The 15,691-nt window shown below is 34.5% G+C and carries 20 protein-coding genes, 1 riboswitch and 1 other annotated feature; of the genes, 12 read left to right on the forward strand and 8 right to left on the reverse strand.

Annotated elements, in window-relative coordinates:
* Together V7024_RS16440 and V7024_RS16445 are read left to right on the forward strand one after the other, a co-directional pair.
* On the forward strand, positions 1 to 461 hold a 461-nt coding region (locus V7024_RS16440; protein WP_335521851.1), incomplete at its 5' end, for a DinB family protein.
* Between the two features lie 36 nt (positions 462 to 497).
* Positions 498 to 1,322, forward strand: coding sequence for an MBL fold metallo-hydrolase (locus V7024_RS16445; RefSeq protein WP_335521854.1), 825 nt, complete (start codon positions 498 to 500; stop codon positions 1,320 to 1,322).
* A 116-nt stretch (positions 1,323 to 1,438) separates the two neighbouring features.
* Here the strand turns inward: V7024_RS16445 and V7024_RS16450 are convergent, their stop codons facing one another.
* Positions 1,439 to 1,612, reverse strand: a complete 174-nt coding sequence (locus V7024_RS16450) for a DUF1272 domain-containing protein (protein ID WP_335521855.1) — start codon at positions 1,610 to 1,612, stop codon at positions 1,439 to 1,441.
* Positions 1,613 to 1,750: 138 nt separating this feature from the next.
* Between V7024_RS16450 and V7024_RS16455 the strand changes: the two genes are divergently transcribed.
* A complete protein-coding gene (locus tag V7024_RS16455; protein WP_335521857.1) occupies positions 1,751 to 2,209 on the forward strand; it encodes an Lrp/AsnC family transcriptional regulator in 459 nt (152 codons plus the stop codon).
* Between the two features lie 57 nt (positions 2,210 to 2,266).
* On the opposite strand, the gene V7024_RS16460 is transcribed toward V7024_RS16455, so the two are convergent.
* Together V7024_RS16460 and V7024_RS16465 are read right to left on the reverse strand one after the other, a co-directional pair.
* A complete protein-coding gene (locus V7024_RS16460; RefSeq protein ID WP_335521859.1) occupies positions 2,267 to 3,199 on the reverse strand; it encodes a DMT family transporter in 933 nt (310 codons plus the stop codon).
* 134 nt (positions 3,200 to 3,333) lie between these two features.
* Complete coding sequence (locus tag V7024_RS16465) at positions 3,334 to 3,762, reverse strand: Lrp/AsnC family transcriptional regulator (RefSeq protein WP_335521861.1); 429 nt, start codon at positions 3,760 to 3,762, stop codon at positions 3,334 to 3,336.
* A gap of 125 nt (positions 3,763 to 3,887) precedes the next feature.
* On the opposite strand from V7024_RS16465, the gene V7024_RS16470 reads away from it, so the two are divergent.
* The 5 genes from V7024_RS16470 to V7024_RS16490 all read left to right on the forward strand — a co-directional run bounded on the left by V7024_RS16470 (position 3,888) and on the right by V7024_RS16490 (position 7,993).
* Positions 3,888 to 4,433, forward strand: coding sequence for a cysteine hydrolase family protein (locus V7024_RS16470; protein ID WP_335521863.1), 546 nt, complete (start codon positions 3,888 to 3,890; stop codon positions 4,431 to 4,433).
* Positions 4,434 to 4,617: 184 nt separating this feature from the next.
* Positions 4,618 to 5,025: a MerR family transcriptional regulator gene (locus V7024_RS16475; RefSeq protein ID WP_020063366.1), complete on the forward strand. Its 408-nt coding sequence runs from the start codon at positions 4,618 to 4,620 to the stop codon at positions 5,023 to 5,025.
* Between the two features lie 124 nt (positions 5,026 to 5,149).
* On the forward strand, positions 5,150 to 6,472 hold the full coding sequence (locus tag V7024_RS16480; protein ID WP_335521866.1) for a hemolysin family protein: 1,323 nt from the start codon (positions 5,150 to 5,152) through the stop codon (positions 6,470 to 6,472).
* A 127-nt stretch (positions 6,473 to 6,599) separates the two neighbouring features.
* On the forward strand, positions 6,600 to 7,316 hold the full coding sequence (locus tag V7024_RS16485; protein WP_335521869.1) for a class I SAM-dependent methyltransferase: 717 nt from the start codon (positions 6,600 to 6,602) through the stop codon (positions 7,314 to 7,316).
* Positions 7,317 to 7,420: 104 nt separating this feature from the next.
* The gene (locus V7024_RS16490) at positions 7,421 to 7,993 is read left to right on the forward strand and encodes a histidine phosphatase family protein (RefSeq protein WP_335521871.1); all 573 of its coding nucleotides are present in this window, start codon (positions 7,421 to 7,423) and stop codon (positions 7,991 to 7,993) included.
* A gap of 179 nt (positions 7,994 to 8,172) precedes the next feature.
* On the opposite strand, the gene V7024_RS16495 is transcribed toward V7024_RS16490, so the two are convergent.
* Both V7024_RS16495 and V7024_RS16500 read right to left on the reverse strand, forming a co-directional pair.
* Positions 8,173 to 8,670, reverse strand: a complete 498-nt coding sequence (locus V7024_RS16495; RefSeq protein ID WP_335521872.1) for a DUF5391 family protein — start codon at positions 8,668 to 8,670, stop codon at positions 8,173 to 8,175.
* Positions 8,671 to 8,707: 37 nt separating this feature from the next.
* Positions 8,708 to 9,895, reverse strand: a complete 1,188-nt coding sequence (locus V7024_RS16500) for an MDR family MFS transporter (protein WP_335521874.1) — start codon at positions 9,893 to 9,895, stop codon at positions 8,708 to 8,710.
* Between the two features lie 138 nt (positions 9,896 to 10,033).
* Between V7024_RS16500 and V7024_RS16505 the strand changes: the two genes are divergently transcribed.
* Entirely contained in the window at positions 10,034 to 10,555 is a 522-nt protein-coding gene (locus V7024_RS16505) for a CGNR zinc finger domain-containing protein (protein WP_335521900.1), read from the forward strand.
* A 38-nt stretch (positions 10,556 to 10,593) separates the two neighbouring features.
* On the opposite strand, the gene V7024_RS16510 is transcribed toward V7024_RS16505, so the two are convergent.
* The 3 genes from V7024_RS16510 to V7024_RS16520 all read right to left on the reverse strand — a co-directional run bounded on the left by V7024_RS16510 (position 10,594) and on the right by V7024_RS16520 (position 12,651).
* Positions 10,594 to 10,737 (reverse strand): hypothetical protein, encoded by a 144-nt coding sequence (locus V7024_RS16510; RefSeq protein ID WP_306196480.1) that lies wholly within the window; start codon positions 10,735 to 10,737, stop codon positions 10,594 to 10,596.
* 97 nt (positions 10,738 to 10,834) lie between these two features.
* Positions 10,835 to 10,977: riboswitch (cyclic di-AMP (ydaO/yuaA leader) on the reverse strand.
* Between the two features lie 38 nt (positions 10,978 to 11,015).
* Positions 11,016 to 11,468, reverse strand: a complete 453-nt coding sequence (locus V7024_RS16515) for a GNAT family N-acetyltransferase (RefSeq protein WP_335521879.1) — start codon at positions 11,466 to 11,468, stop codon at positions 11,016 to 11,018.
* Positions 11,469 to 11,496: 28 nt separating this feature from the next.
* Entirely contained in the window at positions 11,497 to 12,651 is a 1,155-nt protein-coding gene (locus V7024_RS16520) for a 1-deoxy-D-xylulose-5-phosphate reductoisomerase (protein ID WP_335521881.1), read from the reverse strand.
* Positions 12,652 to 12,789: 138 nt separating this feature from the next.
* Positions 12,790 to 13,003, forward strand: a binding site (T-box leader).
* Positions 13,004 to 13,044: 41 nt separating this feature from the next.
* Between V7024_RS16520 and V7024_RS16525 the strand changes: the two genes are divergently transcribed.
* The 3 genes from V7024_RS16525 to V7024_RS16535 all read left to right on the forward strand — a co-directional run bounded on the left by V7024_RS16525 (position 13,045) and on the right by V7024_RS16535 (position 15,657).
* Positions 13,045 to 14,031, forward strand: a complete 987-nt coding sequence (locus V7024_RS16525) for a tryptophan--tRNA ligase (protein ID WP_335521883.1) — start codon at positions 13,045 to 13,047, stop codon at positions 14,029 to 14,031.
* Positions 14,032 to 14,475: 444 nt separating this feature from the next.
* Positions 14,476 to 14,877 carry an HXXEE domain-containing protein gene (locus V7024_RS16530; RefSeq protein ID WP_335521902.1) on the forward strand — a complete coding sequence of 134 codons (402 nt, stop codon included), beginning with the start codon at positions 14,476 to 14,478 and terminating at the stop codon, positions 14,875 to 14,877.
* A gap of 252 nt (positions 14,878 to 15,129) precedes the next feature.
* Positions 15,130 to 15,657 (forward strand): hypothetical protein, encoded by a 528-nt coding sequence (locus tag V7024_RS16535; protein WP_335521885.1) that lies wholly within the window; start codon positions 15,130 to 15,132, stop codon positions 15,655 to 15,657.
* The last annotated feature ends 34 nt before the right edge of the window (positions 15,658 to 15,691 follow it).

The raw sequence follows: 15,691 nt of genomic DNA on the forward strand, positions 1-15,691 counted from the left end.
GGATGGATATGGCACAAACATCGATTGTTGAATATTGGGCGTATTATTCTAATCTTACTAATGGTTTATTAGAGCACTTAAGTTCAGAAGATTTATCTTTTCGACCGTATGAATCTATGAAAACGTTAGGGGAGGAACTTCGTCATATCGCAGATGCGCGCGAAATATATCTGCGTGCGATGGTGAATAAAAGAGGGCCATCATGGCGAGAAAAACGGATGGATCCAGAAATGGCTGTAAATCTCGATAAGTTAAAAGCATATTATAGAGATTTAGAGAATGGTTACAAAATGTTTACTTCGAGTCAAATCGAGTGGGAAAGAACCGTGATTTGGGAAGAAATGAATGATCCTGATATCGAAAAATGTTTCAATTGGCTGGTTCACTTTGAATGCACACATCAAGGGATATTAAGTGTGTACTTAAATGGACTACACATTGATTATGATATTTCTAGTTAATATGAGCGCATTGAAATGAGGAGGGATGAAATAAAGATGAAGCATTATGTTTGTGTTACATGTGGTGTACAATACCCACTTTTTGATGACCCACCCGTAAACTGTGTAATTTGTAATGAAGAACGTCAGTATGTAAATTCGATGGGGCAATCATGGACAACGTTAGAAAGTCTACAGCAAAGCAAAACATATAAGAATGAGATTGTAAAAGAAGAAGGAAATTTATATAGCATCACAACAAAACCAAAGTTTGCAATTGGTCAAAATGCTTATTTAGTCCAAACGGATATATATAATTTGTTATGGGATTGTGTTACATATATTGATGAAGAGACTGTAGAAAGAATAAATGAACTAGGGGGAATTCATGGGATTGCTTTATCACACCCGCATTATTATTCTACACAGGTAGAATGGGCAGAGCGATTTGATGTTCCTATTTACATTCATGAAGATGATAAGGAATGGGTAATACGTCCTAGTGAGCGTATCATATTTTGGTCTGGAGAATCTTTACAACTTTCTGAGAATCTTACGCTGTACCGTTTAGGTGGACATTTTAGCGGTGGCTCTGTATTACACTGGAAAAATGGAGATGAAGGAAGAGGAGTTCTATTAACTGGAGATATTATTCAAGTCGTCGCTGATTCAAGATGGGTAAGCTTTATGTACAGTTATCCGAATCTCATTCCATTACCAGCGTGGAAAGTGAAAGAAATGGCTGAGAAGGTAAAAGGATTAAAGTTCAATCGATTGTATAATGCGTTTCATGGAATTGTGAAGGGAAATGCAAATGAAGCAGTTCAGAAATCAGCGAAGAGGTATATTGAGGCACTTGATGGGAAACTCATGCAAAAATAAAAACTTTAATCAAACTTCTAAATGATGAATTTTACAGAGTACTGATATAAAACAAATTTTGAACTAAAGTAAAGCGCAAAATCTTATAGACTTTGCGCTTCTATTACGTAAAACTGTTATTTCTTTTTCGGTCTTCGGACTAATTCACCACCACAATTTGGACAGATGTGATTTGTCTTTTCTGTACAAGATGGGCAAAAGGTACATTCATATACACATATATATGCTTCTGAATCTCCTTGAAGGGAAGTATTACAAGTTTGACAATTCGTTTTCATTTCTAGTGCCATGGTGTTTCCTCCTTACATAGAGAAATAAATTTTATAAGTATATGATAATATAGGATGGAGCTATTTTCCTTTCTGTTAATAATGCATTCTAAGATTTTTCTTTGTGTTTAAAACGAATTTAAGAGAGGAACATTACAAATGAAAATAGATGTAATTGACGCACAAATCTTACAATGTTTAAATCAAAATTCTCGTCTTTCCATTCGTGAACTATCTAAAAAAGTTAATTTGTCTGCGCCTTCCGTGGCTGAAAGAGTACGGAAGTTAGAGGATGAGGGGATTATTGAAGGGTATACGACAAAAATTAATTATGATAAGTTAGGTTTTAATATTCATGCTGTATTAGAAGTGAAAACAAAAAATGGACAGTGTGAAAGGTTTAGAGCATACATGAAAGATTATCCGAGAGCTGTTTTTTGTTATCGCGTAGCAGGGCCTACTAATTATATAGTGAAAATTTCTGTTCGAAGATTTCAAGAAGTAGAAGCGTTTATCGATGATGTTTCAAAATTTGCTGAAACAGTTACACATGTTATTTTTTCAGAAGTAGGAATAGGCAATAATGTGTTAGAATATTACAGTCCAGAAGAGATGTAACGAATAAAATAAGCTATGAAAAAAACAAGGATGGTATTTACACCACCCTTGTTTTCTTTATTTATCATTGGTATATAGAATTGTATATTTATTATGTGAAGATGTCTCTTTTTTGTCAATTGTAACAATAAGAACACTCACTACAATGAGCAAAGCTCCAATAAAAAATGTAGTTTTTAGCTCTTCATCCAGTAGTAACCATCCAAGAAATGATCCAACAATGGGTTGAAAGAAGAAAAAGAGTGAACCAATTCCTACATCCATTAATTCCATACCTTTGTTCCAAAGAAAAAATGCACCAGCAGTTGAAATGATGCCAAGGTAGAAAACTCCTAAGATCAACATTGTGTTAAGGTTCTGTATGCGGTATGTTTGTAATTCCCATATCATACAAGGTGTAATAAACAGAATCGCAAAAAATATTGCGTACGTTGTAATGATTAAGGACGAAAAACGTTGTGAGGCAATTTTGACGTAAATCGATAATAATGCCCACGTAATAGCAGCCCCGACTAAGATGATTGTTCCGGTGAAATACGTTCCAACTTTTATATCCCATCCGATAACGATGATAACACCTAACGTTGCTAGGAGTACGGAAATGAATTTGCGAATGGTAATACGTTCTTTTACTATTATTCTTGCAAAAATGATCATAAAGGCTGGTGTTGCAGATGTCACTAAAGAACCTGTATGGGCATCGGACAATTTTGTCCCAATGAATTGAAATGTAATGGAAATAAAATAACCGATAAACCCGATCCAAGCAAATAATAACCAATCCTTTTTCGCGATTGGAATCTTCGTTTTCTGTTTTCGCTGCGTGATTTGTAAAATGATAAATAAAATCACAAAAGCGATAGTGAAACGTAACCAAACAAGTGTAAGTGGGGGAATAAACTCTAAGACGTATTTACTAACAACGTACATGCCTCCCCAAATGCTTGCAGCAAGCGATAAACAAAATGCACCGAGTAATGAATGTTTCATAATTATATGACCTCCGTCTATTTTTAGGAATACATACCCTTAAGACGAAGCAATATTATAATGCCCGTCTTAGAGACGGATTACTGGTTGATCATTTTCGAATAAGTTGTTGTAAAACATTACGATTCTCCTTTCTATCTTGTATAGGTTTCTTTAATTTGATGAATGGATAAATTTAAGCGATAGTTACCAAAAATTAAAATTTCATTTAATAAAGTATGTAAATTTTCTTGGGAGTCTATTTGTACTTTGAGGAAGTAACATCCTTCACCACTAATTTTATGAGCTTCTACAATGGAATCTTCTTTTGTTATAAATGATGTGAATGTAGAGTGTTCATTTGTCTTCATAAAAACCGTGATGAAAGCAGTGTACGGCATGCCTAATTTCAAATGATCTACTAAAATGGTATACGCTTTTATTACTCCTTCATCCTCCATTTTTCGAATACGGTTTCCAACGGATTGTCCTGTCATATGAACGCTTTTCCCAATATCTTTCCACTGCATTCGTGAATTTTTCTTTAGTAAATCAAGAATTTGCAAATCTGTTGAATCAATCATCGCTCAAAACCCTTTCATGGTGAAATCATATGACGTCAAATTCTTTCATGGGAATGTTACAGTTAACTCGTTAAAGCTCTATAATTAGATTATAACTTAATTTTCAAAATATTGGAGGGCTAATAATGAAAACGGGACTTGTATTAATTGATATTCAAAATGATTATTTTCCAGGTGAAAAATGCGAATTACATGAACCATTAAAAGCGGTTGAAAATGCAAAAAAAGTGTTAGATTTCTTTAGGGAAATGAATTTACCTGTATTTCATGTGCAACATATTTCAGTAAAGGAAGGAGCTACTTTTTTTCTTCCGCATACAGAAGGTGTGAAAATTCATTCTTATGTAGAACCTCTTGAAATAGAATATGTCGTACAAAAAAATTATCCAAATAGTTTTCGGGGAACCAATTTATTAGAGTTACTTCAGCGAGAAGGGATTGAACATTTGGTGATTTGCGGAATGATGACGCATATGTGTATTGATACAACAGTAAGAGCTGCTAGTGATTTAGAATTTAGATGTACAGTTATAGCAGATGCTTGTGCGACAAAAGATCTTGTATTTAACAATGAACGGATTCAGGCCGAATATGTTCACGCGGCATTCATGGGTGCTTTAGATAATATGTTTGCGAATGTCATTGAAACAAAAGAATTTTTATCAAGTTAAATATAGTAAGTAAAAGAAGCTATTCTACAGCATGTAGATTTGTAGCTTCTTCTTCTTTTTGCGTGGAAGAAAATGAATCTTAATATTTTCATAAACTGTTATTCTTAACCATAACGTTTGACTGTACAGTTTATGTATTGTATGATGTTTGTAACAAATATGGGGAGGGAAGGTCGTTGGGAAGGTGTACCGAATCGGACAGTTGGCTCACATGGCTCATGTTTCGAAACGAACGATTGATTATTATACGAATCTAGGTATTTTGAAAGCGGAGCGATCTCAATCTAATTATCGCTACTACGACGAAACAGCAATTGAAACATTACGTTTTATTGAGAGATGTAAAGAAATGCATATACCGCTTTCTGAAATTAAGGATAGGATCGAGGAGAAAAAGAAGCTGCTCGGTGTTAATGAAGACGTTTCGGAACAAGTAAATGATGTAACAGAGCGTATCCACCGTTTGGAGACGGAATTAGTAGAATTAAAACCGTTATTAGATGGGTTAACAGATTCACAGCGCGAAAAACTAACGAAACATTTATCAACTCAAACGACAGCTTTAATACAATCTCTTATCTTACTATTATAGTAGATAGGGCTATCCACCCTTTTAATTTCTGTATAGCGCTTTATTTTCTAATTTTAGAGAGTAAAAGAAAGTAATTATTTATACAGGAGGTGGACACCTTAGTTTTGAAACTAAGGGGGATTCTTTGGAAATATTTAATTTAGTTATGATTGCGATTTTAATCGCATTTACTGGATTTTTCGTGGCAGCAGAGTTTTCTATGGTTAAGGTGCGTCCAAGCCGTATTGACCAACTTGTTGCAGAAGGAAAACGAGGTTCATTAGCAGCCAAAAAGGTAACAACAAATTTAGATGAATATTTATCGGCGTGTCAGTTAGGAATTACAATCACAGCTCTTGCGCTCGGATCGCTTGGAGAGCCTACGGTTCATCGCTTATTACAACCGTTATTTCAAGATCTGCATTTACCAGAAACAGCTGCGAATTCAATATCGTATATTCTTGCATTTGCAACGGTTACCTTTTTACATGTTGTTGTTGGTGAGCTAGCACCGAAAACATTAGCAATTCAAAAAGCAGAGACAATTACAATGTTGTTTGCAGCACCGCTTATTATGTTTTACAAAATCATGTTCCCATTTATTTGGGTTTTAAATAAATCAGCGCGTCTTGTAACGGGGTTATTCGGATTAAAACCAGCTTCTGAGCATGAGGTAGCTCATTCGGAAGAGGAATTACGTTTAATTCTTTCAGAGAGCTATGAAAATGGGGAAATTAATCAAGCGGAGTATAAATATGTAAACAATATCTTTGAGTTTGATAATCGTATTGCCAAAGAGATTATGGTGCCACGGACAGAAATCGTTGGTTTCTATCTTGAAGATTCAGTAGAAGATCATATGAAAGTTATCCGAAGTGAAAAGTATACACGTTACCCGATCTTTGGAGAAGATAAAGATGATATTATCGGTATGGTGAACGTAAAAGATTTCTTTATTCGTTATATGAAAAACGATAAAGAAGACTTGCAATCTATCAAAACATTTATGCGTCCTATTATTGAAGTAATGGAGACGATTCCAATCCATGATTTGCTTCTGCAAATGCAAAAGAAGCGAATTCCAATGGCTGTGTTATATGATGAATATGGCGGGACAGCCGGAATTGTGACACTTGAAGATATATTAGAAGAAATTGTTGGTGAAATTCGTGATGAATATGATGAAGATGAGCATCCGCCAATTCATCACGTTGATGAGCATCATAAAATTGTCGATGGCAAAGTATTGATTAGTGAGATTCAAGATTTATTTGGATTACACATTGATGAAGTCGAAGTTGATACAATTGGCGGTTGGGTGATGACACAAAATCACGAAATTCAAGAAGGACAATCCGTTGAAGCAGAAGGATATGAATTTAAAGTTTTAGAAAAAGACGCACATCAAATTAAGCGTATTGAAATTCGTAAAATGGATGTACAACAAGAGGAAGCAGCAACTGTATAGTTGCTGCTTCTTTACGTTTTTATGTAAAGACAGAAAAAATACCAGTTTTAATAATAGAATATTCTTAATTATTAGCAAATGTGTTAAAATAAAAAATGCGTTTTTTAAAGCGAGAGGGGGATGGGATATGAATAAACAGCAAATTATTGATGCATACGATATACTAGCGGATCATTACGAACATAGAGTTGATTATGAGAGTCCTTATAATACAGATTATGAACGCCCCGCTATGATGAGTCAGTTGCCTAGCAATATGAAAGAGATGAATATAATTGATGCTGGGTGTGCAGCAGGATGGTATACAGAACAGTTTTTAAATAGGGAAGCAAATGTTACCGCGATTGATGTTAGTAGTGAGATGGTTGCGGCAACAAAAAGAAGGATAGGAGAGAAAGCGGACGTTTTTCAACTAGATTTTGAAAATACGTTACCTTTTGCAAATCGTACATATGATTATATTGTTAGTTCATTAGCTCTTCATTATATTGCAAATTGGGAACGAACTTTCGCTGAATTCGCGAGATTACTAAAGCCAAATGGAACATTATTGTTTTCCGTTCATCACCCAACAATGGATATTCATTTATCGGAGAATAAACAATACTTTAAACGTGAATTTCTTCATGATAGATGGAAGAAAAGCGATAAGTATGTTGATATGTACTTTTACCGCCGGCCGCTGCAAGACATTATAAATGATACACTTTATCACTTCGAGATTGAAAAAGTGATTGAACCGATCCCTACAGAAGAATTAAGAAAAAATCATCCATCATCTTATGAGAAGTTATTAAAACAACCAAGTTTTTTAATAATAAAGGCAAAGAAAAAAAGATTCTAAGATTGTAATATCAATCGCCGTGTAAGGTTCTACGAGGTTAAATTCTAGATTTGTGTAGCAATGTTAATTGAAATATAAAATCACAGTAATTTCAGGGGGAAATTATGTATACATACATTTATATGGTAAGACATGGTGAATCACCTAAAATAGAAGGTAACGAACGAACGCGTGGATTGACTGAGAAGGGGAAGCTTGATGCAAATAGAGTAACTGAATTATTGAAAAATGAAGGAGTAGACACGCTCATTTCCAGCCCATATAGCCGAGCTATGTTGACAATTGAGGAGTTAGCTCATTTTTATGAGAAAGAAATATTAATAGACGAAAATCTTAGAGAATGTATGTTTACAAGTGAAGAAACGATAATGTCAGATAAGGAATTGTATCCACTTGTAAAGAAGATGTTTTCGAGTCCAAATTTTTCAATACGCGGCGGAGAATCAAAAGAAGATTGTCAGAACCGTGCTGTGACAGTATTGAAGGAGATATTAACAGATTTTAAAGGGCATAAAATTGTAATTGGAACTCATGGACTTGTCATGACATTAATGATGGGTTACTTTGACCGTCAATATGGATATGAATTTTTAATGGAGACTTCAAAACCGGATGTATATAGGATGAAATTTAACGGTGAGCAATTAATTGATATAAAGAGATTATGGACAGAATGATTTTGACAATTACATAAAGAAGGCGAAGCTATTTAGCTTCGCCTTCTTTATGATCGTTTGAACAGATTTCATTATTATTCACTCAGAATAATAATGGAAATACATGAATTATAGGTTCTTCATAAGGATGAATGCTTTTGATAATGCTTAATACTTCTTCAATTTTCTCATACAAACATCTAAATTCTATGTTTCAGCTTTGATCGGGAACGAAAAGCTATGATATACCACATAACATTAACGATTAATGTAGCTATACAAAGGACTAGTAAAGTAGTGGATAGTCCCATCGTTAAGATAATTACAAGTACTGTCAGGCTCATGAGGAGTCCAAAGCCACAAAAAACAGCCATGACGAACTTCATGATGTGCACGCCTGCCATATATAAAATTAAGGGCAAAATATAAAATATAAGAATCATATCTATACTTGCCCACATATTGAAAGTACCAAACTTATTAGCGTTAGGCCCGGAATCAGCAAGTGGAGAAAGTGAAGCCGCAACTAACATTGCGCAAAAGAGTAATGCAGAAACTAAAGTCATGAAAATTACACGAGATTTGTTTGTTTCCTTCGTCATAATGTATTTCATTCCTTTCAATGCATTGTATTCTCTTTCATAGTATAACAGATATATGAAAATAAGGTTATTTTTGGTTTCGGGGTAGATTGACATAACATATGTGAAATTAAAAACAGAGTATGTAAGAACGTTACATACTCTGTTTTATATGCAATAGATTTTCATTCGTTTTAACAGTTCGATATAAAAAATGAAGAAGTGAAAATCCAACAATGCCTAAAATACCAAAAAGAATCCAAGGAAGACTCATATCTTGCCAATACTTCGTAAAGAAAGTTCCAGTATAGTTTCCAATCGTAAAGCCTATGGCAAGTGATAGCTGGAAGAAACCGAAATAGGTTGCTGTGTATTGTTCGTTACTAAAGTTCGCAACCGCAATATCGGCATTCGGTAATACAAGTGTTTCTCCGATCGTAAATAAAGTGACACACGCTAGCAGCCAATATGGATGAAAAGAAAATGGGATGAGAAGAAAAGATAGTCCCATTAGTAACACACCATACTTAACAAGAGACAGCGCATGATATTTTTTGAAGAGATATTTAAATACAATCATAAATAAAAAACCTGTAATTGCGTTTACTGTAATAACGAGTCCTACTAAGTTTTGATCGTGGCTTATGTTATTCATATGAAGTGGTAATGCAACCGTAAGTTGTGTAAACATCGTATAAAAAAACACCATGATGAGTGAAAAAGATAGAAAAGGTTTATTTTGTCCAGCAACTTTTATTCCTGTTAAAAGTTGCGTTTCGTATACAGTAACATGAAAGTGAGATCTAAGAAGAAAGAATAGGAATGCTAAAACTAACATGAGTGATCCAGTAAATATAAATGGATACATAGGATTCCATTGAAGTAATATACTCCCTGCGATCGGCCCAATAATTGCTCCGCCGTTTAGAAAGAGGTTTAGGTATGTAAAGGTATCTTTTCTTATATGAGCTGGTTGAGAGCCAAAGACAGCACGTGCAGAAGGTTCATAGAAAGCCGTTCCAAATCCTATGAATATTGTTGCAAGCATAATGGCATGAAATCCTGAAAATATTCCCAATGAAAGAAAACCAATACCTCGTAAAATCATTCCAATTATCATCATAGTAATATAGCCAATCCGATCGGCAAGTATTCCAGTACATAACGGAAATATACGAGAGGTAATTGTAAGGGCTGTTAATATGGTACCCACTTGCATAGCAGAAAAATGTAAAGAATTAGATAAATAGATAGCTAGAAAAGCCATCACAGCAAAATGACCAAGTGTCATAAAAAAAGACGAAAATAATACAAAACGAATAGGTAATGAAAAAGACCTCAAAGTTGTCACCCTCCTTGTTAACCATCTATTTTTTTAAATGGTTAACGTTTTTATGTTATAATTATACTGAAAATACGAAATAAAGTAAACTATGGAAAGTTGGTGGTGATTTTGAGTAACAACCAAATTGCGCCAGAGATGTTAGAAAGTATAAGAGCCTTTTTAAATACATGGAGAATTCCAAATGAAACGAGAGAACCAGTTGATCTTTTAGAATCGGAGGAAGATATACATCAGTTTATGGTGGAGCAGTGGAATGAAGAGCTGCCTTTTGGCTCACTGGAAGAAGTAAAGTTTTTTCGAGATACAATTCGCGAGGCCGTGGAACAACAGAAGCCGTTAAAACCATTGTTTGAAAAATATCCATTGCAAGTAATGACGATGGATGAGGCGGACGTCATTACATATCAAGCAATTGGTGAGGAAAATTTATATACATTTTTATTGCGGATTATTATCTCGGCGATTACAAAAAAACAGTGGGGAAGATTAAAAGCTTGTCCAGATTGTAAATGGGTGTTTTACGATCAATCTCGTAACGGTAGTAAACGCTGGTGTGGTATGTATGCTGAAGGAGAAGGGGGACGTGCTTGCGGTACAATCGCAAAAGTAAAAAGGTACCGGGCGAAGAGAAAAGCGAGTTCAAGTTATATAAAATAGCGGAAGCTTTGCAGTTATGCAATGCTTCCGCTATTTTCTTACTTTTTACACTGAACAATGTGTTGCATAACATATTTATGTTGAATGCAACTTGCTGTTTTTGCTGTATAATAGGGACGTTGTTGTTCTAATTTTACTCTTTGCTCCATTGTTTTCTTTTCATGGTCGGATATACGTAACATGAAAATCATCTCCTTTTATCTAACAATATATTTGAATTACATAAGAAACATACTGTTAGTGTTAAGGAGGAATGCTTAGTAGCATAAGTAAAAAGCACCTTCCTCTCTCAATGCGCTTACGAGGTTAGCTGTCGGACTCGGAATGTGAGAGTACCCCTACTAAAAAAGATTCGCCCCAAGTGGCATATGCCACAGAAATGGTTCCCCCGCTCCAAAATTTGGATTCAGCAAAAGGTTATATACAAATAAAGTTAACATATTTATCCAAGTTAATCAATCTATTTTAGCTTTTTAAATTGTACAAGAACGAGACCGTCTGGTAATGTAATTTCGTTTGTTTCAATAAAATTATGTTTCTTATATAAAGAAAGAGCAGGCGTGTTTTTCTTACCGGTTTGTACAATATAGTTTGTTGTTTCTTCATGTAGTTGAAATAGGTGTTGCAGTAGTGCAGTTGCAATTCCTCTATGAAAATATGTAGGAGAAACAACGAGGCGATGTATATCAACAACAGCATCCTCATATTGAAACGAAATAAACCCAGCTAACGTATCATCAATGAAGTATCCATAAAAGATTTCATTACAATTTTGAATATCAGTAATTGTGTCATACAATCGCGGAATTGAATTGTTTTGAAGGTACTGTGCTTCAACTTTATATGCGGCAATTTGAACTTCTAAAATTTCCGCAGATTCTTCAATAGAAGAGGGAGATAATTTTCGAATCAATTGAAGGTCTCCTTTCATAGCATTATTTTTACATTTTCACAAGTAATTGATTGGCATATCGACGTGCCCATTGATCAGCTGATAATACTTCTTCTAATGAAGGGTTTGCAATATTTTGATGAGCTTCTAATGCAGAATAGATTGTTTTTTCAATATCAAAAAATGAAATTTTATCTTGTAAATATAATGCATTCGCAATTTCATTTGCAGCATTTAATACAGCAGGGGTTGTCCCGCCGATTTTCCCAGATTCATAAGCAAAGTGAAGGCATGGGAATTTCTCTAAATCAGGTTTTTCGAAATGCAAGCTCCCAACTTCTAATAAATTTAATTTTTTAAATGAAGATGGTAAACGCGATGGATAGTGAAATGCATATTGAATGGGCATACGCATATCAGGTGCCCCGAGCTGAGCCATAATAGAGCCATCTACAAACTCGACAAGAGAGTGAATTATGCTTTCTTTATGAACCATAACATCGATTTTTTCATAGGGAACGTCAAATAACCAACGTGCTTCCATTACTTCAAATCCTTTGTTTAGTAATGTTGCAGAATCAATTGTTAATTTTGCTCCCATTAGCCAGTTTGGATGTTTTAGTGCATCTTTCGCTTTGAGAAATTTCATTTCTTCACGTGTTTTATCTCTAAATGCACCACCAGAGGCAGTTACAATTAACTTGTCAATTTCTTTATTATTTTCACCATTTAAGCATTGGAAAATAGCAGAATGCTCACTATCTACTGGAATAAGGCGACAATGATTTTTCTTTGCTAATTCTGTAACAATATGACCTGCTGCCACTAATGTTTCTTTATTAGCGATAGCAATGTCTTTTTTCGCTTTTAAGGCCTCGATTGTTGGAAGCAGTCCTGCTACACCAACGACAGAAGTTAAGACAAGGTTACTATCGGGGTGCGTAGCAACTTCAATCAAGCCATCTTCTCCGTATACAATTTTTGCTCTAGTAGAAATACGTGAGCGTAGTGTATCTGCTAATTCTTTCGTACTCACGCTGACAATTCGTGGCTGAAATGTTTGGATTTGTTGTTCTAGCATATCAATATTTTCATTTGCAGTTAAACCAATAATTTGAAAATGTTCTGGGTGAGCAGCGACTACATCTAGAGCTGATGTCCCAATCGAACCAGTTGATCCCAAAATTGAAATATATTTTACCATAATAAATCCTCCATAGTTGAATGAATCTTTTCCGTAAACTTATATGTAATTAGATAAAGAAAGGCAAATTCCTGCTTAATAAGACAGAAAGTTCCCTTTTATCTAAAAAATATCATGGTATAATAAGGAAAAATAAAAGAAAAAGCGATGAAAGAGAAGAGTACATATTTGGAACTACACAGAGAACTGATGGTTGGTGGGAATCAGTAAGGGAAAAATGTGGAATGGGCTCTGGAGCTGCAAGCTGAATTGAGTAGGCTTTGACGGTTGTTTCGACGTTACTCGAATCATAAAGAGAGCTATGAACTTGTAGCTAATAAAGGTGGTACCGCGGGAGTCCCTCGTCCTTTTTAGGATTGAGGGACTTTTTTATTTGTAAAAGGAGGAGTAGTTGTGAATAAAAAAGTTATGTTAACAGGAATTAAACCAACTGGACATCCGCATCTTGGAAACTATATTGGAGCAATTAAACCAGCCTTGCAGCTTTCTAAACGAAGAGAAGGAGAGGTGTTATATTTTATTGCCGATTATCATGCATTGAATGCGGTGCATGATCCAATGAAATTTCGTGAATATACGAAAGAAGTAGCGGCAACGTGGTTATCATTAGGCTTAGATGAGCATGTAATCTTTTATCGGCAATCAGATGTACCAGAAATCTTAGAACTATACTGGATTTTAGCTTGTCTTACTCCAAAAGGTTTAATGAACCGAGCGCATGCATATAAAGCGAAGGTCGATCAAAATATAGAAGCAGGAGTAGATGCGGATACTGGTGTAAACATGGGATTATATACGTATCCTATTTTAATGGCTGCCGATATTTTATTATTTCAATCAAACTATGTTCCAGTTGGAAAAGATCAAATTCAGCATGTAGAAATTGCGAGGGATATTGCATCGTATTTTAATAACACATTTGGAGAAATCTTCGTATTGCCAGAGTACATGGTTCAAGAAGAAGGAGCAATTGTACCAGGTCTCGATGGACGAAAAATGAGTAAAAGCTATGGAAATGTCATTCCGTTATTTGAAGAACCAGAAAAGCTGAAAAAACTCATTTTTAAAATCAAAACAGATTCTTCTTTACCAAGTGAACCGAAGGAACTTGAAACATTATTTATGTTGTATAAAGAATTTGCCACAGCTGAGGAAGTCGCAATCATGAAAGAGCGATACGCAACAGGTATCGGCTGGGGGGATGTAAAAAAAGAGTTATTCCGCGTCATCAATCGTGAGTTAGAAGAGCCAAGAAAGAAATATGAAATGTATATGAATGAGCCGCATTTACTTCAAGAAGCAATAGAAAAAGGAGCAGAGCGGGCCAGGGAAATAGCTAGGGTGAATTTAGTGGAAATAAAAAAACGGATTGGGTGTTAATGTGTGAAAAGGAACCAATGGATTTGGTTCCTTCATGTGTGGGGAGAGTTTTAAGATTTTATAACAGAAATAAATAAGATAAGTTCCGCGAAGATGAAAAAACAGATTTAGAGTTGCTTTTTACTACTAAAATGCGACTCTAAATTTATCACGCTATTCGTGGGTAGTAAGACTCCCACCTCAAGATTCAGAGAGAGCAAAGAAGATAGGTGGGGGATGAAGAACCCCCACCACTGACGGAAGTTTCACTTTATTCTTTCCTGAAGTAGGTGGAGAGAGCTACCTTAACTAATTTGCACATGATTTTTATGAGTAATAGCCGAATATCAAAGAGTCTTTATATGAAAATAAAAATAAATCTATATTTAAGAAATCTCCTATTTAATTCAAAAATGACAAGACTGGAGGTAAGTTAACTTGCTTCAAATAGAAAGTGCTATTTGGTTGTTTGTAGTTGTTTTTATGCTTCATGACTTTGAAGAGATTATTAGCGTTGAGAACTGGGCCAAGCGAACAGAGAGTGTGTTGCGAGATGAGAAGAACTGGATAAAGAAAACTATTTGGAGGTTTTGGAATGTTAATTCCTATTTATTTGCAAAAAGGGACGTTTTTATCTTCCTAACAATGTCAATTATTACATTCCTTAAGGTCCAATATTTAGGAAGTACTTGGAGCTCTATGTTATTTTTGTTCTTCCTCTTATTTGTATTACTACATAATATAGTTCATGTTTTACAAACGGTTATCCTTAAAATGTATACGCCAGGATTGTATACGTCTGTGATCTTGGTAACTCCATATACGATTTATTTAATAAGTAGATTAAGATTAGCAAATTTAATATAAATATTACAACTTTATTGAATTAAGTGATATGTATCGGTTTGAAACAAAGATGCACTGTTTTGAAAAAGGTTAACCGTTTATAAAAAAATGAATTGAAACGACTTATTCTAGGTAGTGGAAGGGATTTAGGCTTCTATTTGTTTGTTGTAAAATACAAGCTTAATTATTATTTTTAATCAAACTAAATAAAATTATAATGTGGTAACTTGTGGTAAAATAGTAAAGAATTCAAATTGAATCATGGGGGTTCGAATGAAAAAAAGTATAATTACATTTATTGCTTTCACCCTTTTTTGTGTATCTTGTAGCCATAACACAACTAGTTCTAAAGAAACAGAGAATACTGGTGCTGCGATAGATGATCCAGCTTTAAATTCACCGGAAGGTAAAAAATTAATAGAATTAGGTAAAAGAAAAGATGAAATGGCAAGGGAAGCAGAAAATAGGGGATTTTATAGAACGGGAACAATAGATAGAGGTAAATTTAAAACTGAAGAAAATAGCTTAGGAATTAATCGATGTGATGATTTCAAAGGTGAAATAGGCCAATTTATGAAAGTAAAGAAAGATGAGAATTGGTCGTTCTCCTTAAATGAAGAAACCCAGAGAGGCATTATAACAGCATATATTATCGATTCATACGGGAATATAGCTTTACAGTTAAATAATGAACAGAAAGAAAAAAATATTAAAATCCCAAAAGATGATGTGTATCAAGTGAAAATAACTGGTGAAAACTTTAGTGGAAATTTTCTTTTATTATATAAACAAAAATCTTAGGTGTTAATAAAAGAACTTGTAGCAGCTGCTACAA

The organism is Bacillus sp. JJ864 (assembly GCF_036963045.1).
Classification (GTDB): domain Bacteria; phylum Bacillota; class Bacilli; order Bacillales; family Bacillaceae_G; genus Bacillus_A; species Bacillus_A pseudomycoides_C.